Source organism: Allobosea psychrotolerans (assembly GCF_002917105.1).
Taxonomy (GTDB): Bacteria; Pseudomonadota; Alphaproteobacteria; order Rhizobiales; family Beijerinckiaceae; genus Allobosea; species Allobosea psychrotolerans.
Map to the genome: position 1 here is coordinate 173,388 of NZ_PQFZ01000008.1, position 22,438 is coordinate 195,825.

Consider the following 22,438-nt stretch of genomic DNA (forward strand, 5'->3'; position numbering starts at 1 on the left):
AGCCACGATGGCGATGGATGCGCGCGATATCGAGGCGATGATCAAGGCGGCGTTGCCCGACGCCACCGTCGAGATCAAGGATCTCGCGGGTGACGGCGACCATTACGCCGCGACCGTGACCTCGTCAGCCTTTGTCGGCAAGAGCCGGGTGCAGCAGCACCAAATGGTCTACGCCGCGCTGAAAGGTAACATGGGCGGCGTGCTGCACGCCCTTGCGCTGACGACTTCGGTTCCCCAGAATTAGAACGAGACTAGTCCAGCAGTCCTTGCCAGCGGGCCTTGAACCCGCCTCAGGAGATCAGATCATGAGCGACGTCAACGCCCGCATCGATGCCGAAGTGAAGTCCAACGATGTCGTGGTCTTCATGAAGGGCACGCCGCAATTCCCGATGTGCGGCTTTTCCGGCCAGGTCGCGCAGATCCTCGGCTATCTCGGAGTGCCCTATAAGGGCGTCAACGTGCTCGAGGACCAGGAAATCCGCGAGGGCATCAAAGCCTATTCGAACTGGCCGACGATCCCGCAGCTCTACGTCAAGGGCGAGTTCATCGGCGGGTGCGACATCACTCGCGAGATGTTCCAGGCTGGCGAGCTCCAGGCGCTCTTCGAGGAGAAGGGCATCACGGTCAAGCAGGCGAGCTGAAGGCTCGTTCTCGTTCACCCAGGCCTGCCTCTCGCAAGCGCGAGGCAGGCTACGCGCAGCCTCAAATCGAGGGGCCGTTCAGGCGGGCTGTGCAGTTGCGCGCATGGCAGGCCTTTGGGCCATTCTCTCCCACCAGGCCTCTATCGTTGGCTGGCCGGCGAGCAATGGGCCGGCTTCCGGCGCCAGCGTGAAATAAGCGAACATCGGCGCGGCATGCAGATCGGCGAGCGTGAGCGCGCCGCCGGCGAGGCAGGGGCCGCCATCCATCAGTTCGGCGATCGCGCTCAGGCATAGCCGCGCTTTCGGCAGCACCGCCTGGATGCGCGCCTCGTCAGACGGACGGCCCTTCCTGGGATTGGAAACGCGCTCCACATAGATGTCCCAAACCAGGGTGCGGTAGGCGTATGAGTCGAGGATGCTGATCACCTGATTGACCCTGGCGCGCTCGCGCGGCGCGGAAGGCTGCAGGGCCGGTCCCGGGAACGCCTCATCGACATAGCGCTCGATCGCTCCCGCCTCGTACAGCTTGAAGCCGTCATGCTCGAAGGCGGGTATGCGGCCGAAAGGCTGCCTCTCAAGCAAGGCGGCCGGCGGCCCGGTTTCGGCAAAGACATCGATCGGCTCCAGCCGATAGGGGACGCCTTTTTCTTCGAGCGCCAACCGGACTGCCCGGACATAGACACTGTAGGGCGCGCCATAGAGGACGGGGACGGACGTCATTGCGAGTTCCTTGCGATCGCTCATCCCCATCTGCAGGTGCTGTTCAAGCCGCCGCACATTCCGGATGCGGCTTCCTCACCCGCTCCTGCGAGGCTGGATATTTTTCCAGCTTGCCTGCTGGCCTGACCGGCCGGCGCACCAGTTCGCCGCCGCAATTCGGGCAGGCGCCGTGGAAGCGCGTGTCGGCGCAGTCCGCGCAGAAGGTGCATTCGAAGGTGCAGATCATCGCGTCGCGCGAATCGGGAGCCAGATCGCGGTCGCAGCATTCGCAGTTCGGGCGCAGTTGCAGCATGACAATATCCTCCTAGCGCGGAGAATGCGGCCAGTCGCGATCGTCTGCCAACGCTTCTTGCTGATGGGTTGGATCACTTCACCAGAAGCCAGTCCTCCACCACCAGCGCGTCGAGGCCGCTCGTATAGAACATCAGGATCGCGTCCTCCGCCGTGTGCAGGATCGGCTTGCCCATGATGTTGAAGGAGGTGTTCAGCACCACCGGCACGCCGGTCAGCGCATGGAAGGCCTGGATCAGCGCATGGTAGCACGGATTACGCTCCGCGGTGACGCTCTGCAGCCGGCCGGTCGCATCCTCATGGACCACGGCGGGCACGCGCTCGCGCATGGCCTGCTTCCAGACCAAAGTGCGTTCCATATAGGGCGCGTCCTGGTAGTTCTCGAACCAGTCCGGCCCGTGCTCGGCCAGAATCGAGGGCGCGAAGGGGCGGAAGGCCTCGCGATACTTCACCTTGGCGTTGAGCAGGTCCTTGGCGTTGGCAGGGCGCGGATCGGCCAGGATCGAACGGTTGCCGAGCGAGCGGGGGCCGAACTCGGCCTTGCCCTGGACCCAGCCGATCAGCTTGCCCTCGGCTAGCAATTGCGCCGTGACGGGGGCGACCTCTTCGGGCGCGAGCTTACGCAAGCGCGGCTCCCAGGCTGCCATGCGCTCCAGCGGCTCGGTCGAGACGGTCGAGCCGAGATAGGGCGATTGCGGACCCTCGGGCGCGCGCCAGTCAGGATTGGCCTGCGCATGGGCGAGCCAGGCCGCGCCGATCGCATTGCCGTCATCGGCAGGTGCGGAGGGAACATGGACGCGACTGATACCATGGCGACCGACGATCTTGCCGTTGAAGGAGGAGTTCAGCGCGCAGCCGCCGGCGAGTACGAGGTTCTCGGCCGGCACCAAAGCGGCGGTTTCCGTGAGCAGCGCCTCCATCATCTCGGCGAAGACGTCCTGGCCGCAGCGGGCGAGGTCGGCCCAGCCCTGATCGAGCGCATCGATTGGGCGCAGCGCCAGGATCTCGGCGCTGACCTGGCGCACTGTCGCGGCGTCCGCAAAGGAGAGCTTGTGGCCGTCGATCCGGTAGAGCCGGCGCAGCAACGCCATCAGCGCGCCGTCGGCCTTGCCATAGGGCGCGAGCCCCATGATCTTCCATTCCTCGCCCTTGGCCTGGTCGAAGCCGGCAAGGTCGGTGACGAGGCCGAAATAGAAGCCGATCGACTCACGTCCGCGATGGCGCTTCACCTCGGTGATCTTGCCATCCGCGAGCGCGAAGATCGCTGAAGCTCCGGTCTCGCCCATGCCGTCGACGATCAGGCAGGCGGCGTCCGTGAAGGGCGAGGACCAACAGGCATAGGCCGCGTGGCTGAGATGGTGGTCGTAGCGCGTCAGGCCGGTGACATTGGCCTTGCCGAAGGCGCGGTCGAGCCCGAGCAGCGTGCCGAGGCCGGCGCGCTGCTGGCCCAGATGCAGCGAAGCGATCAGCGCGCGCTCGGTGCGCTCGGGCACCAGCGAGCGGTTGAGTTCGGGCGAGAGCTTGAGCAGGGCGTCGAGCGAGAAGGAGCCGGCGCGGCTCATCTGGTCGAGGAAGCCGGTGAAATCCTCGCTCCAGCTTGTGGCGATCCGGACGTCGGCATCCCTGGGAATGTAGCGCTTGAGCAGCCCTTCCATGCGCTGCACAGGATCCGGCTCGGAGTTGGGAGCGCGCTTATATTGCAGGTAGCGCTCGGTCGCCTCGGCGAAGACGACCTCGCCATCGGGGCCGATGATGGCGAGCGCGGGGTCGTGGAAGGTGGTGGCGAGGCCGATGGTGTAGGTCATGGCCGGCAGCGTATGGCGCAGCTGAAAGCGCGAGGCAATCGACGCAGGCGGTCGACGCTGCCGCTGCCGGCCTATTTCCCGGCTGCGAAGGCCACGCTGCCGGCGATCGCCGCGATCGTTGGCTGCAGCTTTTCGAAGCCGCTTTCTTCAACGCCCCATCGCGGCGGCGATCAGCGCCTTCGCGTCGGCGCTCGCCCAGTCCGCCGGTCCCTGGATCATGCCGAGTTCGCAGCCCTGGGGATCGACCAGAAGGCTCACCGGCATGCCTTCGATCTTCCGGGCAGCGCGCAGGTCCTGGAAGACCTTGGCCTGGGCGTCGGCGTAATAGGGCAGGCGCGTGATCTTGTTCTCGGCGAGCCAGGATTTCGGCTTGTTGAGATTGCGCGTGTCGATATTGATCGCGACCACCGCGAAGTCAGGCCCGCCGAGCGCGCCCTGCAGGGCGTCGAGCGCCGGCATCTCCTTGAGGCAGGGAGCGCACCAGGTCGCCCAGAGATTGACGAGCACCGTCTTGCCCCTGAAGGCTGCGAGCGTCGTCGGCTGGCCGTCGGGGCCTTCGAAGGCGAGAACGGGCGCCGGCTGCGGGCTCGTACGCACCTCGACGGCCGCTACCTCGCCCTGCGCCAAAGGCTGCATCTTCGCCGCACGCGCCGCTGCTGCGCCGCAAGATGCGGAATTGCCGGCACGGCCCTGGCCGGAGTAGAAGGCCGCCATGCCCGCGAGGCCGAGCGCCGCCACGACCCCGAGGGCCAGACCTATCTTCGTTCCAGACGTCATCATACGTCCTTTGAAATCAGGAAAGACCGCCGTGAGCAATCGCATGTGGGGTGGGCGTTTCGCCACGGGTCCCGACGCCATCATGGAGGAGATCAACGCCTCCATCGACTTCGACAAGCGCCTGTGGCGGCAGGATATCCGAGGCTCGCTCGCGCATGCGGCGATGCTGGGCGAGACCGGCATCCTGACCAGGGACGATGTGGCCGCCATCAGCGCCGGACTCAAGAGCGTCGAGGGTGAGATCGAGGCGGGCAGCTTCACATTCTCGCGCGCGCTCGAGGACGTCCATATGAATGTCGAGTCGAGCCTGAAGGACAGGATCGGCGCCGCCGCCGGCCGTTTGCACACGGCGCGCTCGCGCAACGACCAGGTCGCGACCGATATGCGGCTCTGGGTCCGCGACACGCTCGATGCCCTTGACGAGCAGATGGCCGATCTCCAGCTCGCCTTGGCTGAGAAGGCCGATCTCCATTCCGGCGCGGTGATGCCGGGCTTCACTCATCTGCAATCGGCGCAGCCGGTGACCTTCGGTCATCACCTCTTGGCCTATGTCGAGATGCTGTCGCGCGATCGCGGCCGCGTCCGCGATGCACGTCAGCGCCTCAACGAATGCCCGCTGGGGGCTGCGGCGCTTGCGGGCACCTCCTTCCCGATAGACCGCCATATGACCGCCAAGGCGCTCGGTTTCGACCGCCCGACGGCGAATTCGCTCGATTCGGTCTCGGATCGCGATTTCGTGCTCGAGACTTTGTCGGCGGCCTCGATCTGCGCCATGCATCTGTCGCGTCTGGCCGAGGAGATCGTGCTCTGGGCGACGCCGCAATTCGGCTTCGTCAAGCTCTCCGACAAGTTCTCGACCGGCTCCTCGATCATGCCGCAGAAGCGCAATCCCGATGCCGCCGAGCTGGTGCGCGGCAAGGCAGGCCGCGTCTTCGGTGCGCTGCAAGCCATGCTGACGATGATGAAAGGCTTGCCGCTGACCTATTCCAAGGACATGCAGGAGGACAAGGAAGGCACTTTCGACGCCCTCCAGACGCTCTCGCTCTGCCTCGCCGCCATGGCCGGCATGGTGCGCGACATGGAACCGGATCTGAAGGTGATGAAGAAGGCGGCGGGGCTGGGCTATGCCACCGCGACCGATCTCGCCGACTGGCTGGTGCGCGTACTCAAGATGCCGTTCCGCGATGCGCATCACGTCACCGGCCGGCTCGTTGGCATCGCCTCCGCCAAGGGCGTCGGGTTGGAGAAACTGACGCTGGCCGAGATGCAGGAGGTCGAGCCCAAGATCACGGAAGCGGTCTTCGCCGTGCTCGGCGTGACGCAGTCGGTGAAGAGCCGTGTCAGCTATGGCGGTACGGCCCCCGTCAATGTCCGCCGGCAAGCGAAGTCATGGCTCAGGCGGCTTGCAAAGGAGCGCGGCTGACGAAACCGTCACGCTCGGGCTCGATCCGAGCATCTCCGCCAGGGTTTCCCGGGTCTGCGCGGAGCCTCCCCCTGGGCCGGCCGATGGCCGGACCCGTGGCCTCCGCCCGAGAATGAGGTTGCAGCGCCTTCAAAAGCTCGCAACAGGTTGCTCCATTCGCTACAGTCTCCGCCACGCTTCGTCCGAGGGTTTCCTTTCGTGCCGCATTCCAGCCTGAAATTGGGCCGTGCCGTCGTTCTGGCCGGCCTGCTCGGACTTGCCTTGACCGCTTGCGGCCGCAGGGGGCCGCTGGAGCCGCCGCCGAAGGCGACCAGCGCGCTCGACCTGCCTGACCGTGACATCGGCGGGGAGGAGCAACAGCAAATCGAGACCCAGGCCGGCGGCGCGCCCTTCGGCAAGCCGCCGAAAGCGGATAGGAACTTCACGATTCCGGAAAAGAGCTTCGTGCTCGATCCGATCCTCTAAAGCGAAGCGTTTGCAACGCGCGCCCTTGCACTTCGAGACGCTGTTCCGGCCGGAATGGCGCTTGAGCGAGGGCCATCGGCATTCCTGAACAGGCACTGAGCGCCCCATGCACCATTTCAGTTATCGCGACGGTTCGCTCTTTGCGGAGGACGTCGATCTCAGGCAGATCGCTGCCGAGGTCGGCACGCCGGTCTATGTCTATTCCTCGGCCACGATCGAGCGGCATTATCGCCTGTTCGCCGCGGCGGTGAAGGCGAACGCTCCGGCGGGGACGGCCCATGTCTTCTATGCGCTGAAGGCCAACGGCAATCTCGGCGTGCTGAAGACGCTGGCCGCGCTCGGGGCCGGGGTCGACACGGTCTCCGAGGGCGAGATCCGCAAGGCGCTTGCCGCCGGCTTCCCGCCCGAGAAGATCGTCTTCTCCGGCGTCGGCAAGAGCGAGAGCGAGCTGCGCTTCGCGGTCGAGGCCGGAATCTATCAGGTCAATATCGAGACCGAGGGCGAGCTCGATCTGCTCTCGCGCATCGCGGCTTCGCTGGGCAAGCGCCAGGAGGCGGTGTTCCGGGTCAACCCTGATGTCGGCGCCGGCGGCCATGCCAAGATCACCACGGGCTCGTCCGAGAACAAGTTCGGCGTCTCCTTCGAGGAGGTCGGCAGGCTCTATGCCCGTGCGGCCAATATGCCAGGCGTCAGGATCATGGGGCTCGCGCTCCATATCGGCAGCCAGATCCGCGAGACCGATTCATTCGAGACGGCCTATGCCAAGATGGCGACGCTGGTCAGGAGCCTGCGTGGCGAGGGTCATCGCGTCGAGCGGCTCGATCTCGGCGGCGGCCTCGGCATTCCCTATGAGATCCCGAAGGATTTCGACTACGGGCCCGATCTGATCGAGGCCTATGCCGCCATGGTCGGGCGGGTCACCAAGGGGCTCGATGTCGAACTCGGCTTCGAGCCCGGCCGCCTGATCGTCGGCAATGCGGGTATCCTGCTGACGCGGGTCTTGTATCTCAATCCGCGCCCGACCAAGCAGTTCCTGGTGGTCGATGCCGCGATGAACGATCTGATGCGACCGGCGATGTACGAGGCCTATCACGAGATCTGGCCGGTATCCGAGCCGGCGGCGGATGCAAGCCGCATCGCCTATGACGTGGTCGGGCCGATCTGCGAATCAGGCGACACCTTCACGACCGGGCGCGTCCTGCCCGAGCAGAAGCCCGACGACTTGATCGCCTTCATGACCGCGGGCGCCTATGGCGCCAGCATGGCCTCGACCTACAATCAGCGCCTGCTCGTCCCGGAAGTGCTGGTGAAGGGCGGGCAATTCGCCGTGACCCGGCCGCGCCAGAGCTATGAGGAGCTTCTCGGCACGGATCGTGCACCGCCCTGGCTGGCCTGAGCTCTCGATCACGATGCGCTGAGGCCCCTGTGGGCGGAGCGCCTTCGCTCTGGCCTTGCCACATTCACGTGTTAGCGTGTGTCGAGTGGCGAAGGTTCAGGATGGTGCGCAGGCAGCTCGGAGCGACGGCATGAATGAGGCTGAGCGCCGCAAGGCGTCCGATCCGATCGAGGGCATCCGGCAGCGGCTCGGTCGGCTCACGACCGCTTCACGCCTGTCGCTCGGCTGGGAGCGGATCTGGCCGCGGCTCTGGCTGTCGGCCGGCATCATCCTAGCCTTCCTGGCGCTCTCCTGGTTTGGCCTGTGGACATTGCTGCCCTGGCAGGGGCGTGCGCTCGGCGTCGTGCTGTTCGTCGCCGGCCTGGCGGCGAGCCTCTGGCATGTCGCGACGACACCGCTGCCGACCCGGCGCGACGGGCTTTCGCGGCTCGATCATTCGCTCGAGGGCGGCCATCGCCCGGCCTCCTCGCTGGAGGACAGCCTTGCTGTCGGCTCCGGAGACCCGGTCTCGCAGGCTTTGTGGAAGCTCCATGTCGAGCGTCAGAGCCGTCAGGTCGCCGGACTCAGGCTCGCGGCCCCGCATCCGCTCATGGCCGGGCGCGACCGCCTCGCCCTGCGCGCCGTGCCGCTGCTTGCAGCCATCACCGCCTTCTTCATCGCCGGCCATGAGGCCGGGCCGCGCCTCGGCGCCGCCTTCGACTGGCGAGGACCGGCTTCGGCGGCGCCCGCCATCCGCATCGACGCCTGGATCGATCCGCCTGCCTATACGCGCCTGCCGCCGATCCTGATCGACTTCGCCAGGCTGGCGAGCCCCAATTTCAGCGCGCCCGAGAAATCCGTCGTCGTCGTCCGTATCGCCGGCAAGTCGGGCATGGATGTCGCGACCACGGGCCGGCTCGACGCGCTGCCGGCGGCCGACGCCAAGGAGGTAAAGCCGGCCGCGGGGACCGCGCCTGCCGTGCTGGAGAAGCGCTATGCGCTGGCCGGCAACGGCACGCTGCGGCTCACCGGCAGCGGCGCGCCCAATGCGACGCTGCATCTGAATGCGGTGCCCGACCAGCCGCCGGAGATCAGCTTCATCGAGCCGCCCAAGCCGATCACCGGCGCGCAGAGCGGCGGGCTCGGGCTGAGCTATCGCGCCAAGGACGATTACGGCGTCGCCTCGGTCGAGGTTCTGGTCTCGCGGCCGGGCTCGTCCTCGACCGGGCGTTCGCTGGTCGAGCCGCCCAAGCAGTCTCTCAGTACACCCTCTTCGCCGACCGGCGAGGAGGAGATGAAGAGCACGGTCGATTTCTCGGCTCATCCCTGGGCCGGCGCCAAGGTCAGGATGACGCTGGTCGCGCGCGACGACGCCGGCCAGGAGGGCCGCAGCGAGCCGGTCGAGGTCACGCTGCCGCAGCGCACCTTCACCAAGCCGCTTGCCAAATCCCTGGTCGAGCAGCGCCGCAAGCTGGTCATGGATGTCGAGACCCGGAGCAAGGTCCAGCTCGCCATGGACGCGCTGCTGATCGAGCCCGAGCTGTTCATGAAGGAGACGGGTGTCTATCTCGGCATGCGGATGATCGCCGAGCGGTTGCGCCGTTCGGCCAGCGACGACCAATTGCGCGATGTCGCCGACCTGATGTGGTCAATGGCGCTGCAGCTCGAGGATGGCGACCTGTCCGATGCCGAGCGCGCCCTGCGGGCGGCGCAGGAAAACCTCCAGCAGGCGCTGGAGCGCGGCGCCTCCGAGGAGGAGATCAAGAAGCTCACCGAGGAGATGCGGCGGGCGATGGACCGCTTCATGCGCCAGCTCGCCGAGCAGATGCAGCGCCAGCTGCAGAATGGCGATCAGAAATCGGCGCAGCTGCCGGAGAATTTCCGCTCGGTGACGCCGCGCGACCTGCAGAACATGCTCGACCGTATCGAGGAACTCTCGAAGCGCGGCGACATGGCCGAGGCACAGCGCCTGATGGAAGAGCTCAACCAGATGCTCAACAATCTCCAGATGGCGCGCCCCGGCCAACAGGACCCTCGCCAACGCGAGATGAACCAGGCGCTGGGCGAGCTCGACAAGATGACGCGCGAGCAGCAGGGACTGCGCGACGAGACCTATCAGCAGGAGCAGCAGCGCCAGAACCGGACGCAGCGCGGACAGCGCCCCGGCCAGCAGCAGGCGCGCCCCGGCCAGGGACAACGCCAGCAAGGACAACAGGGCCAGCGCGGGCAGCGCGGCCAGCAGCCCGGCCAACAACCCGGCGATCAGGGCGAAGGCGAAGAAGGGCAGGACGGCGAGGACCAGCAGGGGCAAGGCCAGAGCCTGTCCGAGCGCCAGCAGGCCCTGCGCGAGCGTCTGCAGGAATTGCAGCGGCGCATGCAAGGCATGGGCGCACCGAGCCAGAGCGAACTCGGCGAGGCGGAGGACGCGATGCGCGAGGCCGAGGGCCAGCTCGGCCAGGGCCAGGGCGAAGGCGCGCTCGAATCGCAAGGGCGTGCCCTGGAAGCCTTGCGCAAGGGCGGCCAGAACCTCGCCCAGCAGATGCAGGGCCAGCCCGGCGAGGGCGACGGCACCGAGGGCGCTTTCGGCGAGCCCGATGGCCGGCCGGCCGGGCGTCCTTCGGCGCAGCAGCGTGGCCGTGAGGATCCTCTGGGCCGGCCGCAGCGCCAGCGCGACTGGGCCGATGGCCGCGTCCGCGTGCCCGGTGCCGATGAGAGCGCGACGCAGCGCGCCCGCCGCATCCTGGACGAGTTGAGGCGACGTCTCGGCGACCCGTCGCGGCCGAGCGAAGAGCTCGACTATCTGGAGCGCCTGCTCCGACGGAATTGAGCGGCAGCGTCATTCTCGGGCGAAGCCCCCGGGTCCTGCTTTTAGCCGGCCCAAGGACAAGCTCCACGCAGACGCGAGAATCTCCTCCAGGAGATGGTCGGCTCAAGGCCGACCATGACGTCTCTCGAAGCTGGCCACCAGCGCCCCGACCACGATCAGCAGGCAGGATGCCGCCAGGAGCCAGCTTGCCGCCGCGTAGCCGGCGATCACCAGGATGATCGTCGAGAGCACCGGGGCGGCGTAGGAGGCGACGCCGAGCAGGGCGACGTCGCCCTTCTTCATGCCGATGTCCCAGACGACGAAGGCGAGCCCGATCGCACCGAGGCCAAGTCCAAGCACGCCGCTCCATTCGACCGATGTCAGCGACCATAGGGTCGTCTCGAAGGCGAAATGGCAGGCGAAGGCGGGGATCGCGCAGCCGAGCATGGTGACGCTCAGGCTCTCGGAAGGCACGGTGCTGAACCGGCGCGAGAGCACGGAATAGCTCGCCCAGACAAAGGCGCCGAGCGCCGCCAGCCCATGGCCGAGCGAGATGCCGCCGCCGGTGCCGAGGCCGCCCGAGATCAATAATGCCGTCGCCGCGAGCCCGATCAGCGCGCCGATGAGGTGGCGCGGCTTCAACCGGCCGCCCGGCAGCAGGGCTGCGAACAGCACAATCAGCAGCGGCCAGAGATAATGGATCAGATTGGCCTCGGCCGCCGGCGCGGTCTTCATCGCGGCATAATAGAGCGCCGTATCGCCGAAGGGGCCGTAGAGCCCGAGCGCGAAGGAGGCCGGCGTCGGCATGACGCGGCGCAGTTCTCCGCGCGCCGCGGCAATGGTGAGGATCAGCAGCCCGCCGATGACGAAGGTCATGCCGACGAGCTGGAACGGCGGCACCCGCCCCGACATGGCGGCGAACAGCGCCAGCGTCGACCAGAGCAGGATGGCGATGAAGCCGATGAGGGTGGCGCTGCGGGAAGACATGGCTCGGCGGGACTTGGCTTGGCAGGATTTGGTTCGGCAGGACTTGGCTGCGGAACGAAGGAATCTTGTGCCCGCGATATCAGCTTCGGCGGCAAATGCCGATGGCGGCCTGCCGAAGACGGCTTTCTTGCACCGCAGCACGGCCTGGGCGCGATGGGCGCCATGCTCTGAGCGCCGCGCCGGAATGTTGACCGTGCGCCTGCGCAGGATCATGCGTCAGTCATGACCACGATCCCGATGCCCACTGCAGCTGCGCGGCGCCCGTTGCTTCCGGTGCTGCTGGCGCTGAGTCTGGCCCATCTGCTGAACGATCTCGTGCAGTCGATGATCCCGGCGCTGTATCCGCTGATCAAGGAGGCCTACAAGCTCGACTTTCTCCAGGTCGGCTTCATCACGCTGGCCTTCCAGGTGACGTCGTCGCTGCTGCAGCCGCTGCTCGGCTACGTCACCGACCGCAAGCCCTGGCCCTATGCGATGGTCGCCGGCATGTGCGGGACGCTGGTCGGGCTGCTGCTGCTCTCCCATGCGCACAGCTATGCGGTCGTACTGGTCGGGGCCGCGCTGATCGGGCTGGGGTCCGCCGTGTTTCACCCCGAGGCGACGCGCATGGCGCGCCATGCGGCCGCCGGCCGGCAGGGGCTGGCGCAGGGCGTGTTCCAGGTCGGCGGCCATATCGGCTACGCAACCGGTCCGCTGCTGGCGGCGGCCGTCGTGGTGCCGCGCGGGCAGGAGAGCCTGTCCTGGTTCTCCGGCGTGGTGCTGGTCGCGATGCTGGTGATGGGTTGGCTCGGCGCGCGCTATTCGGCGCTGCGCCGCGACCAGAAATCCTCCAAGGACCATGTCGAGGAGAGCGCCAGCCACGGCCTGCCGAGGGCGAAGGTCATCCTGGCGATGACGATGCTGATCGTGCTGCTGATGTCGAAGAACGGCTACACCTCGGCTTTCAGCTCCTATTACACCTTCTACCTGATCGAGCGCTTCGGCATCGCGATTCAGCTCTCGCAGATCATGCTGTTCCTCTATCTCGTCGTCGGCGCGCTCGGCGTGATCGTCGGCGGCATGATCGGCGACAGGATCGGCCGCCACCGCGTGATCTGGCTCTCGATCCTGGGCTCGCTGCCCTTCGCGCTGATGCTGCCCTATGCCGATCTGTTCTGGACCGGTGCGCTCAGCATCGTCATCAGCTTCATCATGGCGAGCGCCTTCTCGGCGATCCTGATCTATGCGATCGACCTCGTGCCGCACCGCATCGGCCTCGTCGGAGGGCTGTTCTACGGCCTCTCCTTCGGCCTGGGCGGCATCGCTGCGGCGGGAATCGGCGCGCTCGCCGACCAGATCGGCATCGTCAGGGTGTTCGGGCTCTGCGCCTGGCTGCCGGCTGTCGGGCTGCTCGCCATGTTCCTGCCGCGTGGCCGGCCGGCGGTTGCATGATCGTCGCCGCGATGCTCGATTCACGAGACCGGAGTGCAGCCGCGCGCCGGCATGGATATCGCCGCGAGACCGGTCAGCGCGCCGGTGACATGACAAGGCACGGGCAAGCGAGCCTGACTGTCTCTCCGGGCCTTCAGCTTAGGCAAGCCGTCACGCCACCTGCGGCCGCCAGGCGATGACGCCTTCCGTCCGCGCCCGCACCTCGGGCGAGGCCAGGCAGGTCGCAACGGCTTCAAAGCCCGGCGCGCCGGGATAGGGGGCGACGCGGCTCGGCGGGCTGTGATTGGCTGGGCAGAGGATGATCGCCTCGTCGGGGCCGATAGCGGCAAGATCCAGGATCGCGCAGGAGCGCGTGAGCAGGAAGAGCGGCCTCCCGCTCGGGCCACGGCGGCGCAGATGGGCGATCACGGCCTCCTGCGTGGCCTGGTCCAGCCCCTGTTCGATCATATCGACGACCAGCACGGAGGGGCCCTCGGCTTCCAGCCCGGCGAGCAGGGCGATGAGCTCGTCCGACGCCAGGGCGCCATCCTCGGCGAGCCAGGCCAGGGCCTGGTCGACCCGCGCCTTCAGGGCGAGGTCGGCGTCCAGCCGGGCGCGGGCCGCCGCGCCACCATCAGCTAAGCGATCCAGGCCGAGGAAGGCAGCGCCGGGCAAGGTCTCGGCCAGGCGCAGGGCCAATCGCGTCTTGCCGCTGCCCAGCGGCCCGATGATGTAGTTCAGCGGCCGGATGTCGCGCAATTCGAAGCGCTCTCCGCCCCAGGGCCAGGGCAGGGCGAAGGCGACGTCGCGCTCTGGAGCCGGCCCCAGCAGGCGCGCGAGCTCTCCGTCGGCCGGCGCCTTGCCCCGGGCGAGGTCACCGCGCAGCTCGCGGACCCTCGCGATCGCCCCAGCGAGCTGGCGGATCCGGTCTTCGAGCGTTGCCTGATGCGCGGCGAGCGCCGGCTCCAGGCCCTGCGGGTCGCCGCCCAGCACCCGCGCCACCTGGGCAAGGCTGAGGCCGAGCTTGCGCAGGGCCGCGATCTCGGTGGCGCGAGCCATCTGATCGGGGCCATAGGCCCGCCAGCCGGCGACGCTGCGGATGGGAGAGAGCAGGCCGCGCTGCTCGTAGAGCCGCAGGGCTTTAGTCGAGACGCCGAGCCGCCCTGCGGCTTCGGAGGCGGAGAAGAATGGGGTGGAAGCGCTCACGAATCACCTCGCTGTTGCCGAGAGCCATGCTTATCGAGGCGGCCCCAGGGGCCAGGTCAACCGTCGGTGGCGCTTGTGACTGCCGTCGGCGCTCCCTAAAGATCGTAGCCTCGCGAGGTCTTGGATTCCGGAGCATCCGCCAGGTGACGATATCGACAGAAAGCTATGTGCCGCCATCGGATGGCGACGCCTGGGACAGCCTTTCGCCGGCGCAGGCCGGTTTCGACGCTGTCGGGCTCGCGGCTGCCGTCGATTTCGCCAGGGCGCATGAGAGCTCCTGGCCGCGCAGCCTGTATTATCCCGATGGGCGCTATGTCGGCCTGGTCGAATGGAACGAGAGCGGACCCTGGAGCGAGATCGTCGGTCCCGTCCGCGAGCGCGGCGGGCCGGCCGGGCTGATCGTCAAGGGCGGCCGCATCGTTGCCGAATGGGGCGACACGGCGCGCACCGACATGACCTTCTCCATCGCCAAGAGCTATATCGCGATCCTGGCGGGGCTTGCGGTTGCTGACGGGCTGATCGGCGATGTCGACGAGCCCGTAGTGAAGACCGTCGCCGGCCCATGGTTCGAGAGCGCGCATAACCGAGCCATCAGCTGGCGCCACCTGTTGCAGCAATCGAGCGAGTGGCAGGGCGAGATTTTTGGCAAATCCGACCAGGTCGACCATAACCGCCAGATCGGGCCCGGCGCCGACAACAGCCGCAAGGGCGAGAAGCGCGCGCTCCAGCCGCCCGGCAGCTATTACGAATACAACGACGTCAGGGTCAATCTGCTGGCCTATTGCCTGCTGCAGCGCTTCCGCCGGCCGCTGCCGGAGGTGCTGCGCGAGCGCATCATGGACCCGATCGGGGCCTCGCAGGACTGGCGCTGGCAGGGCTATGACAACGCCTTCGTCGAGATCGACGAGCGCCGGGTCCAGTCCGTGCCCGGCGGCGGCCATTGGGGCGGCGGGCTCTTCATCGGCGCGCGCGACCATGCCCGGGTCGGCCTGCTGGTGGCGCGCGGCGGCGTGTGGGGCGGCCGCGAACTGCTGTCGCCGGCCTGGATCGAGGCGATGCTCACGCCCTCGCCGACGCTCGCCAATTACGGCTATCTCTGGTGGCTGAACCGGGGTGCGACCGCCAGGCCGAATGTGTCGGAGACAGCGGTCTTCGCGCTCGGCGCCGGAGTCAACGCGATCTGGCTCGACCCGGCGCAGGATCTCGTCGCGGTGCTGCGCTGGATCGACAAGACGGCGCTCGACGGCTTCGTCGACCGCCTCATCGCCGCGATCCGCTGAGCGGGCCAACTAGAGCGGTTTTGAGGCGTTTTCGGGCGAACCGGTATCCACTTCGCTCGAAAACGCTCTGATCGAGGTTTTTCGGCATGGACCAGTCTTCACGGCGTTTCGGTCGCTACGATATCACCATCCTGCACGATGGCGTTTTCCAGGCCCCGGCGGATGTCCTGATCCATGCGGGAGGCGACGAGGCGCGAAAGCAGGCGCTCGCAGGCTGGGGCAAATCCGCGATCAGCGTCGATGTGAACTGCTTCCTGCTGCGGGACGATACGGGGGTCACCCTCGTCGATGCCGGAACAGGCGCCTCCTGGGGCGATGCCTTCGGCCATGCCCGCGCGGCGCTCGAAGCTACGGGCGTGACGCCTGCCCAGGTCCAGCGCGTCCTGATCAGCCATCTCCATGGCGATCACGCGCTGGGTCTCTTCGACGGGGAGGCGCCCTATTTCCCGCAGGCCGAGATCTGGGTTCCGCAGGTCGAGCTCGCCTTCTTCACCGACGAGCAGGCGCGCGAATCGCTGCCGGCGTCACGGCGGAGCGGCTTCGTGATCGCTGCGAAGCTGCAAAGCCTCTATGGCGGCCGCATCCGCAGCTTCGGCGAAGGCGAGATCCTGCCGGGCATCGCCGCGCGCACCTTGCCGGGACACACGCCAGGCCATACCGGCTTCATCGTGCAGGATGCGCAGCACAGCCTGCTGCTCTGGGGCGATCTCGTGCATGTCGAGGATCTCCAGCCCGAAGATCCGGATGTCGGGCTCGTCTATGATCTCGATCCGGCAGCGGCCGTGCGCAGCCGCCACATCATCCTGAAGGAGGCGGCCCGAGACGGCTGGGTCGTCTCGGGAGGGCATATAACCGGCTTCCAGCGGTTGGAGGCGGTTGGAGACAGCTATCGGCTCGTGCCGGCCTGAGCCCGAGGGCATCCCTGGCTTGAATCGACCGCTGGTTTCTTGCGGGCGGCCGCGCTTGCCGCGACGCGCGCCAGCGCGGCATAATCAAAAACCTCAACCCCGACGATGGTCCCGCTTCATTGCCAGCCGACACGCCTGTTCCGCGCGCCCAGAGGCCGACTTTCCTCGACTGCGAAGCCGTCGCCGTCGATGCCGTGCCGCGAGGCGCGGTCGCCGTGGTCGGCCTTCCCGGTGCGACGCCCTATGCCGGGAATGGCGCCCATAGTGCGGGCGCGCCGGCGGCGATCCGGGCAGCGAGCGCACGGCATGCCGCCCGCCGCACGCATTACGATTTCGATCTGGGCGCTCCGCTGATGACGTCCGACACGGTTCTGGTCGATTGCGGCGATCTCGCCTTTGACGAAACCGATTTCGGCGGCAATCGCGTGAGGATCGAGGCGGCTTTTTCGACGCTGCTGGGCCGTGGCGCGCGGCCTCTTCTGCTGGGTGGCGACGACAGCGTCCAGATTCCTGCGCTGCGCGCCTTTGCTGCGCATGGCAAGGTCACGCTGCTGCAGATCGATGCGCATATCGACTGGCGCGACGAAGTCGAGGGCGAGCGCTTCGGGCCCTCGAGCACGATGCGACGGGCCTCCGAAATGGCAGGTGTCGGGGCGATCGTTCAGGTCGGTGCCCGGGGTATCGGCAGCGCCCGGGAAGCGGATGTGGCAGATGCCGTCGCGGCGGGAGCACGACTGGTCGATATGCGCATGCTGCGCGCCAAGGGGCTCGCTTATGCCGCCCAACAGGTGCCGGAGGGCCAGCCGGTCGTCGTGTGTTGCGATGTCGATGGGCTGGACCCCACGGTAGTTCCCGGCGTCGTCGGCCGGGCTCCGGGCGGGCTCGGCTATGGCGATATCGTGGAGCTCTTGCACGGTGTGGCCGTCCGCGCGCCGATCATCGGCTTCAACCTTGTCGAATTCACCCCTCAGCACGATCTCGGCGACCTCGGAGCCAGGACCGTCTGCCGCCTCGCAATGCTGGGGGCGGGCTTTCTGGCTATGAGCGAGCGGGCAGGATCGCAGCGGTGACAGGCGGCTGTTGCGCCATGCACGGCCCAGGCGTCACACAGGTCGCGCCAAGGCGATTGTGCTGCGCCGTTACAGCGCGTGCTTCAGAATCTCCGCCGCCGCCCCGGCGAGGATGAGCGCCAGCGTCGTCGTGAGCGCCTCGGCGGGTGCGCCAATGCCGTCACGGAGACCGTAGAGCTACTGCCTGAACTCGGAACCTCCCGGCCATTCCAGGCTCGATCCTTCAGATCGCCCCGGAATGGTGGTGTGGTTTCCGTCTGAGGTCTTAGGCCATGTATTGCCCGCCATTGACCGCGAAGGTCGCGCCCGTCGCGAAGGCGCCGTTGTCGGAGGCGAGGAAGACGACCATCTGGGCGATTTCCTCCGGCTTGCCGAGACGGCCGACCGGGATGCCGGCGACGACGCGCTTCAGCGCTTCCTCGGGCATCGCCGCGACCATGTCGGTGCCGATATAGCCCGGCGTGATCGCGTTGACGGTGATGCCCTTATTGGCGTTCTCCTGGGCCAGCGCCTTGACGAAGCCGATATCGCCGGCCTTGGCGGCGGAGTAGTTGACCTGGCCCATCTGGCCCTTCTGGCCGTTGATCGAGGAGATCACGATGATGCGGCCGAAATTGCGGGCGCGCATGCCCTCGATCACGGGACGCGTCATGTTGAAGAGCGAATCGAGATTGGTGCGGATGACGGCCGACCACTGGTCCTTGGTCATCTTGTGGAAGAAGCCGTCGCGGGTGATGCCGGCATTGTTGACCAGGATGTCGACCGGCCCGATATCGGCCTCGACCTTGGCGATGCCCGCAGCGCAGGCGTCATAATCGCCGACATCCCATTTATAAACGGGGATGCCGGTCTCGGCCTGGAACTTGGCGGCAGCCTCGTCATTGCCGGCATAGCTCGCCGCGACCTTGTGGCCGGCTTCCTTCAAGGCCTTGCTGATCGCAGCGCCGATGCCGCGCGTGCCCCCTGTGACCAAAGCGACCTTCGACATTCCCGTCTCCTCCCTCATGGCGGCGTGAGCGCCGCGCTATTGTTCTGCAAGCTTCATGTCAGGCGAATAGGACCCGTCGATATCCTTGATGATCGCTTGCCCGCAGACCACGCGTCCTTGCGCTGCGTCAAAGGTCAGGGTGGGGTGCCCATAGAGCACCCAGCCCTGGCTCAGGGCCTCCGAGACCCGATGACAGAAGGCGGCGTCATCGGGCCCGGTGAGATAGCGGTAGAGCGTCGTCTGCCTTGCCATGCGCAGGGCTCAGCGCTCGACTGCGAGCGCCACGCCCATGCCGCCGCCGATGCAGAGTGTCGCCAAGCCCTTCTTGGCGTCGCGCTTGGCCATTTCGTGCAGCAGCGTCACCAGCACGCGCGCACCGGACGCGCCGATCGGATGGCCGATCGCGATCGCGCCGCCATTGACGTTGACGATGTCGGTGTTCCAGCCGAGGTCCTTGTTGACCGCCAGCGCCTGCGCCGCGAAGGCCTCGTTGGCCTCGACGAGGTCGAGATCACCGACACTCCAGCCGGCCCGTTCCAGCGCCTTGCGCGTCGCCGGAATCGGACCAGAGCCCATGATCGCCGGGTCGACGCCAGCGGTCGCCCAGGAGGCGATGCGGGCGAGCGGGGTCAGACCGCGCCTGGCGGCCTCCTTGGCGCTCATCAGCACGAGCGCGGCGGCGCCGTCATTGATGCCCGAGGCGTTGCCGGCGGTAACGGTGCCCTCCTTGGAGAAGGCGGGGCGCAGCTTGGCCATGGCTTCGATCGTCGCGCCATGGCGGGGATATTCGTCGTCGGAGACGATGATGTCGCCCTTGCGGCCCGAGATGGTGAAGGGAACGATCTCGTCCTTGAAGCGCCCGGCTTTCTGGGCGGCCTCGGCCTTGTTCTGCGAGCCGACGGCGAACTTGTCCTGCTCTTCGCGGCTGATCTGCCATTTGGTCGCGACGTTCTCGGCGGTGGTGCCCATATGGTAGCCGTGGAAGGCGTCCCAGAGCCCGTCCTTGATCATCGTGTCGACGAACTTCATGTCGCCCATCTTGGTGCCGTTGCGCAGATGCGCGCCATGCTGCGACATCGACATCGATTCCTGGCCGCCGGCGACGATGATGTCGGCATCGCCATTGACGATCTGCTGCAGGCCGATGGCCACGGCGCGCAGGCCGGAGCCGCAAAGCTGGTTGAGGCCCCAGGCGGTCGCCTCCTGCGGGATGCCGGCCGCCATCGCGGCCTGGCGGGCCGGGTTCTGGCCCTGACCGGCGGTCAGGATTTGACCCATGATGACCTCGTCGACCTCGGCCCCCTCGACCTTGGCGCGGGCGAGCGCTTCCTTGATCGCGGCGGCGCCGAGCTCATGGGCCGGAGTGTTGGCGAAGGCGCCGTTGAAGGCGCCGACGGCGGTGCGCGCTGCGCCGACGATGACGATGTCCGTATCAGCCATGGGAGAGATCCTCGCTGTTGTCGGGACGGTCCGCTCTCACGCCGGGCCGCCTGGTTCGTCAGGCACCTTCGAAGCCTGTCGCGCTTGCGTCAAGTCAGGCGAAAGGTGCGCTTGTCGGGATTCGACCGGTTCGTCACGCTCCGCCTGCTGCAAAGACGGGCAGAACAGTCATGCTTTAGTCTTGTTTTTGCGCTGCACGCTCAAAAAACTTGCGGCAAACCACTGAGCGGCTATCGTCAGGAGGAATTCGTTCCGTTTGGTCCGCTGCGGGTTTCGCGGCAGGAGCCGAACCAACGTCATGTAGGGTACTGATGGCTAGCGAAAAAGAACCGACCGTCATCAAGAAGTACGCCAATCGGCGACTCTACCATACAGGCACGAGCTCTTACGTAACGTTGGAGGATCTGGCCGGCCTCGTGCGCGGCGGAGAGGATTTCGTCGTCTATGACGCGAAGTCCGGCGAGGACATCACGCGCTCCGTCCTCGCTCAGATCATCTTCGACGAGGAGGCCAAGGATGGGCAGAACCTGCTGCCGATCGCCTTCCTGCGTCAGCTCATCCGCTTCTATGGCGACAGCATGCAGGCGCTGGTGCCGCGCTATCTCGAATTTTCGATGGACCATCTGACCAAGGACCAGGGGCAGTTCCGCGAGCAGATGACCAAGGCCTTCACGGGCGGGGCCTTCGGTACCGGTGCGATGGATGCGCTTCAGCAGCAGACGCGCGCCAATATGGCGCTGTTCACCGATGCCTTCCGCATGTTCAATCCCTTCGCTGCCGCCGCAGCCGCCGCCAAGGCGAAGGAGGAGGGCACTGCCGCCCCGGCCAAGGGCGATGATCTCGGCGACCTCAAGCGCGAGCTCGGCGAGATGCGCGAGCGCCTGGACAAGCTCACCAAGTCGAAGTGAGGCTGGCTTAGAGCATCGGCCCGAGAAGTGGGAACCGATTTCCGGGACATGCCAATGCCAAGTCAAAGCCCTAAAGCATCAGACCGGATACGGTATCCGGTCTGATGCTTTAGGGCCTGCGCTCAGCCGGCCACGCGCCTGGGTGACCCAGCCTGGGCCTTCGGCCGGATTTCGGCTCTGCCGATCAGGTGACCCTGCAGATAGGTCACCCCCCAATCGGTCAGCATCGTCGCCTGCAATTCGTCATCGACCCATTCGGCGACGGTCTCGACACAGAGATGGCGGGCGAGGTCGATCAGCGTGCGCACATAGAAGCGATCGTCGGTCGAGCGGCGCAGATTCTGGGTGAAAGCGCCGTCGAGCTTGAGGATGTCGATCGGGAAGGCGCGCAGGTGCCTGAGCGAGGTGTGGCCTGCGCCGAAATCGTCGATCGCAATGCGCGCGCCCTGTTCCTTGATCTTGCCCAGCAGCTTGGTGATCCGCATCGGATCCTCGATCGTCGCCGTCTCCGTAACCTCGACGATCAGGCGCTTGGCCACGCCGCGCGCGGCATTGGTGCAGGCGAGGAAGGCATCGAGCCATTCGGGATCGGCAAGCGAGCGCGGCGAGACATTGACCGAGAGCGACAGCTCGGGATCGCCGGCGAGCATGTCGACGGCAAGCTCGAGGACGCGGTGGTCGAACAGGCGGATCAGGCCGCGGCGCTCCAGCAGCGGAATCAACTCGGCTGGGGAGAAGAAGAGGCCGTTCTCGCCTTGGCCGACCCGCAGCAGCGCCTCATGGAAGGCGGTGTCGCGCTGGCGGGCGCGGACGATCGGTTGCAGCGCAAGCTGCACGCGCCGTTCGTTCAGGGCGGCCACGGCCTGCAGGTCAAAACCCTGTTGCGCCACGGCGGGTTCACGCATGTCGCTGCGCTTGGCTATGACGGCGGTGTCTATCGCGCCGGCCTTGGCGTTGGCGAGCGCATTCTCGGCACCAGCGACCAGGGGCCCTGCATGGCTCGAGAGGGTGGGCGCAATCGCTGCGCCGACGCGCAGGCGCACCAGGGCGATGCCGCGCGCGGTCTCGATGGCCGACTGCGCCACCGCCTTGATGAAGCGGCGTGCCGCCGCCTCGACCTGATTCTGCGGGCAGCCGGTGAGCAGGATGGCGAAGCGGTTGCCGGAATAGCGCACGAGATGGTCGCGCCGGCGCATCACCGAGCGCAGACGCTCCTGCACCACGCCGATGATCTCGTCGGTCGCCTCATGGCCGAAATCGTCGTTGAGGCGGGTCAGTTCGTCGATCGCCGCGATCAGCACGACGACGACGCGCTCGGCCGGCAGATGCTCGGCCAGGGCCAGTTCGACGCGCTCGACCAATGAGGTGCGGTCGCAGAGCTCGCCATGGTTGGCGCCGAGCTCGTCGGGCTTCACCGCGCGCTCCAGGCGCAGCACGCCGCGCGCGCTGGCAGGGCGGCCATCGACGCCGGCGAACCAGCGGCCGGCATCCTCGATCCACATCTTGCGGCCGGCAAGGTCGGCGGCGTAGCGGGTGCGGTAGACCACGCCCTCGCCCTGGTCCTGGCCGCTGGCCGAGAAGATCGCATCGTAGCGGCTGCGCCCGCTTCCGGGCTCGACCAGGCCGGCGAAGGAGAGGCCGCGGCTCATGATCGCTTCGGAAACGCCGGCGAGAACTTCATGCGCATTGGGACCCCAGCTCAGGGAGTCATGGGCGATGTCCCAGGTGTAGACGACCTCGCCGATCGAGGAGAGCAGGCTGCGCGGATCGATGTGGCAGTCGTCGCGGGGGCTGAGGATCGACGGCGCATGCATCGGACGGGGGCCTCAATGGGGCTGTTCGAACGATGCGGAGCGATGCCGTCTCGTCCTGGCCCGGGCGGATCGGGACATGTTTCGAAACGATGCGGCTTTCAGCCTTAACGCGCCGTTAAGTTTG

Annotated in this window: 21 protein-coding genes; 11 read left to right on the plus strand and 10 right to left on the minus strand. The window is 67.0% G+C overall.

Annotation, left to right across the window (positions count from 1 at the left end):
* The first annotated feature begins 7 nt into the window (after positions 1 to 7).
* Positions 8 to 244: a BolA family protein gene (locus tag CYD53_RS15610; protein WP_103719009.1), complete on the plus strand. Its 237-nt coding sequence runs from the start codon at positions 8 to 10 to the stop codon at positions 242 to 244.
* A 61-nt stretch (positions 245 to 305) separates the two neighbouring features.
* Positions 306 to 641, plus strand: a complete 336-nt coding sequence (gene grxD / locus CYD53_RS15615) for a Grx4 family monothiol glutaredoxin (protein WP_103719010.1) — start codon at positions 306 to 308, stop codon at positions 639 to 641.
* Between the two features lie 78 nt (positions 642 to 719).
* Here the strand turns inward: grxD and CYD53_RS15620 are convergent, their stop codons facing one another.
* From CYD53_RS15620 to tlpA, 4 genes are all read right to left on the minus strand, one after another.
* Positions 720 to 1,361 carry a glutathione S-transferase family protein gene (locus CYD53_RS15620; RefSeq protein ID WP_103719085.1) on the minus strand — a complete coding sequence of 214 codons (642 nt, stop codon included), beginning with the start codon at positions 1,359 to 1,361 and terminating at the stop codon, positions 720 to 722.
* Positions 1,362 to 1,404: 43 nt separating this feature from the next.
* On the minus strand, positions 1,405 to 1,653 hold the full coding sequence (locus CYD53_RS15625) for a DUF1272 domain-containing protein (protein ID WP_103719011.1): 249 nt from the start codon (positions 1,651 to 1,653) through the stop codon (positions 1,405 to 1,407).
* Positions 1,654 to 1,726: 73 nt separating this feature from the next.
* The gene (locus CYD53_RS15630) at positions 1,727 to 3,457 is read right to left on the minus strand and encodes a carbamoyltransferase family protein (protein WP_103719012.1); all 1,731 of its coding nucleotides are present in this window, start codon (positions 3,455 to 3,457) and stop codon (positions 1,727 to 1,729) included.
* A 147-nt stretch (positions 3,458 to 3,604) separates the two neighbouring features.
* Positions 3,605 to 4,234 (minus strand): thiol:disulfide interchange protein TlpA, encoded by a 630-nt coding sequence (gene tlpA, locus CYD53_RS15635; protein ID WP_245928258.1) that lies wholly within the window; start codon positions 4,232 to 4,234, stop codon positions 3,605 to 3,607.
* A 31-nt stretch (positions 4,235 to 4,265) separates the two neighbouring features.
* Here tlpA and argH point away from each other — a divergent pair, with 31 nt between their 5' ends.
* The 4 genes from argH to CYD53_RS15655 all read left to right on the plus strand — a co-directional run bounded on the left by argH (position 4,266) and on the right by CYD53_RS15655 (position 10,324).
* A complete protein-coding gene (gene argH / locus CYD53_RS15640) occupies positions 4,266 to 5,657 on the plus strand; it encodes an argininosuccinate lyase (protein WP_103719014.1) in 1,392 nt (463 codons plus the stop codon).
* A gap of 198 nt (positions 5,658 to 5,855) precedes the next feature.
* The gene (gene lptM, locus CYD53_RS30325) at positions 5,856 to 6,122 is read left to right on the plus strand and encodes an LPS translocon maturation chaperone LptM (RefSeq protein ID WP_103719015.1); all 267 of its coding nucleotides are present in this window, start codon (positions 5,856 to 5,858) and stop codon (positions 6,120 to 6,122) included.
* 106 nt (positions 6,123 to 6,228) lie between these two features.
* Complete coding sequence (gene lysA, locus CYD53_RS15650; protein WP_103719016.1) at positions 6,229 to 7,518, plus strand: diaminopimelate decarboxylase; 1,290 nt, start codon at positions 6,229 to 6,231, stop codon at positions 7,516 to 7,518.
* Positions 7,519 to 7,648: 130 nt separating this feature from the next.
* Positions 7,649 to 10,324: a TIGR02302 family protein gene (locus CYD53_RS15655; RefSeq protein ID WP_103719017.1), complete on the plus strand. Its 2,676-nt coding sequence runs from the start codon at positions 7,649 to 7,651 to the stop codon at positions 10,322 to 10,324.
* A 102-nt stretch (positions 10,325 to 10,426) separates the two neighbouring features.
* Here CYD53_RS15655 and yddG read toward each other — a convergent pair whose 3' ends face one another.
* The gene (gene yddG / locus CYD53_RS15660; protein ID WP_103719086.1) at positions 10,427 to 11,290 is read right to left on the minus strand and encodes an aromatic amino acid exporter YddG; all 864 of its coding nucleotides are present in this window, start codon (positions 11,288 to 11,290) and stop codon (positions 10,427 to 10,429) included.
* 222 nt (positions 11,291 to 11,512) lie between these two features.
* Between yddG and CYD53_RS15665 the strand changes: the two genes are divergently transcribed.
* Complete coding sequence (locus tag CYD53_RS15665; RefSeq protein ID WP_103719018.1) at positions 11,513 to 12,721, plus strand: MFS transporter; 1,209 nt, start codon at positions 11,513 to 11,515, stop codon at positions 12,719 to 12,721.
* 150 nt (positions 12,722 to 12,871) lie between these two features.
* On the opposite strand, the gene CYD53_RS15670 is transcribed toward CYD53_RS15665, so the two are convergent.
* Entirely contained in the window at positions 12,872 to 13,906 is a 1,035-nt protein-coding gene (locus CYD53_RS15670) for a MerR family transcriptional regulator (protein ID WP_103719019.1), read from the minus strand.
* 143 nt (positions 13,907 to 14,049) lie between these two features.
* On the opposite strand from CYD53_RS15670, the gene CYD53_RS15675 reads away from it, so the two are divergent.
* The 3 genes from CYD53_RS15675 to CYD53_RS15685 all read left to right on the plus strand — a co-directional run bounded on the left by CYD53_RS15675 (position 14,050) and on the right by CYD53_RS15685 (position 17,164).
* Entirely contained in the window at positions 14,050 to 15,186 is a 1,137-nt protein-coding gene (locus CYD53_RS15675) for a serine hydrolase domain-containing protein (protein WP_245928259.1), read from the plus strand.
* Between the two features lie 86 nt (positions 15,187 to 15,272).
* Entirely contained in the window at positions 15,273 to 16,094 is an 822-nt protein-coding gene (gene aidB, locus CYD53_RS15680; protein WP_103719021.1) for an AidB family quorum-quenching N-acyl homoserine lactonase, read from the plus strand.
* A 119-nt stretch (positions 16,095 to 16,213) separates the two neighbouring features.
* Positions 16,214 to 17,164 (plus strand): arginase family protein, encoded by a 951-nt coding sequence (locus CYD53_RS15685; RefSeq protein WP_181011890.1) that lies wholly within the window; start codon positions 16,214 to 16,216, stop codon positions 17,162 to 17,164.
* A 265-nt stretch (positions 17,165 to 17,429) separates the two neighbouring features.
* On the opposite strand, the gene phbB is transcribed toward CYD53_RS15685, so the two are convergent.
* From phbB to CYD53_RS15700, 3 genes are read right to left on the minus strand one after another with little or no spacing between them, the layout of a single operon-like run.
* The gene (gene phbB, locus CYD53_RS15690) at positions 17,430 to 18,152 is read right to left on the minus strand and encodes an acetoacetyl-CoA reductase (protein ID WP_103719023.1); all 723 of its coding nucleotides are present in this window, start codon (positions 18,150 to 18,152) and stop codon (positions 17,430 to 17,432) included.
* A 36-nt stretch (positions 18,153 to 18,188) separates the two neighbouring features.
* The gene (locus CYD53_RS15695; protein WP_103719024.1) at positions 18,189 to 18,404 is read right to left on the minus strand and encodes a DUF1737 domain-containing protein; all 216 of its coding nucleotides are present in this window, start codon (positions 18,402 to 18,404) and stop codon (positions 18,189 to 18,191) included.
* Between the two features lie 9 nt (positions 18,405 to 18,413).
* Positions 18,414 to 19,592, minus strand: a complete 1,179-nt coding sequence (locus CYD53_RS15700) for an acetyl-CoA C-acetyltransferase (protein WP_103719025.1) — start codon at positions 19,590 to 19,592, stop codon at positions 18,414 to 18,416.
* Positions 19,593 to 19,903: 311 nt separating this feature from the next.
* Between CYD53_RS15700 and phaR the strand changes: the two genes are divergently transcribed.
* Complete coding sequence (gene phaR / locus CYD53_RS15705) at positions 19,904 to 20,500, plus strand: polyhydroxyalkanoate synthesis repressor PhaR (protein ID WP_092175236.1); 597 nt, start codon at positions 19,904 to 19,906, stop codon at positions 20,498 to 20,500.
* A gap of 122 nt (positions 20,501 to 20,622) precedes the next feature.
* Here phaR and CYD53_RS15710 read toward each other — a convergent pair whose 3' ends face one another.
* On the minus strand, positions 20,623 to 22,314 hold the full coding sequence (locus tag CYD53_RS15710; protein WP_103719026.1) for a bifunctional diguanylate cyclase/phosphodiesterase: 1,692 nt from the start codon (positions 22,312 to 22,314) through the stop codon (positions 20,623 to 20,625).
* Between the last annotated feature and the right edge of the window lie 124 nt (positions 22,315 to 22,438).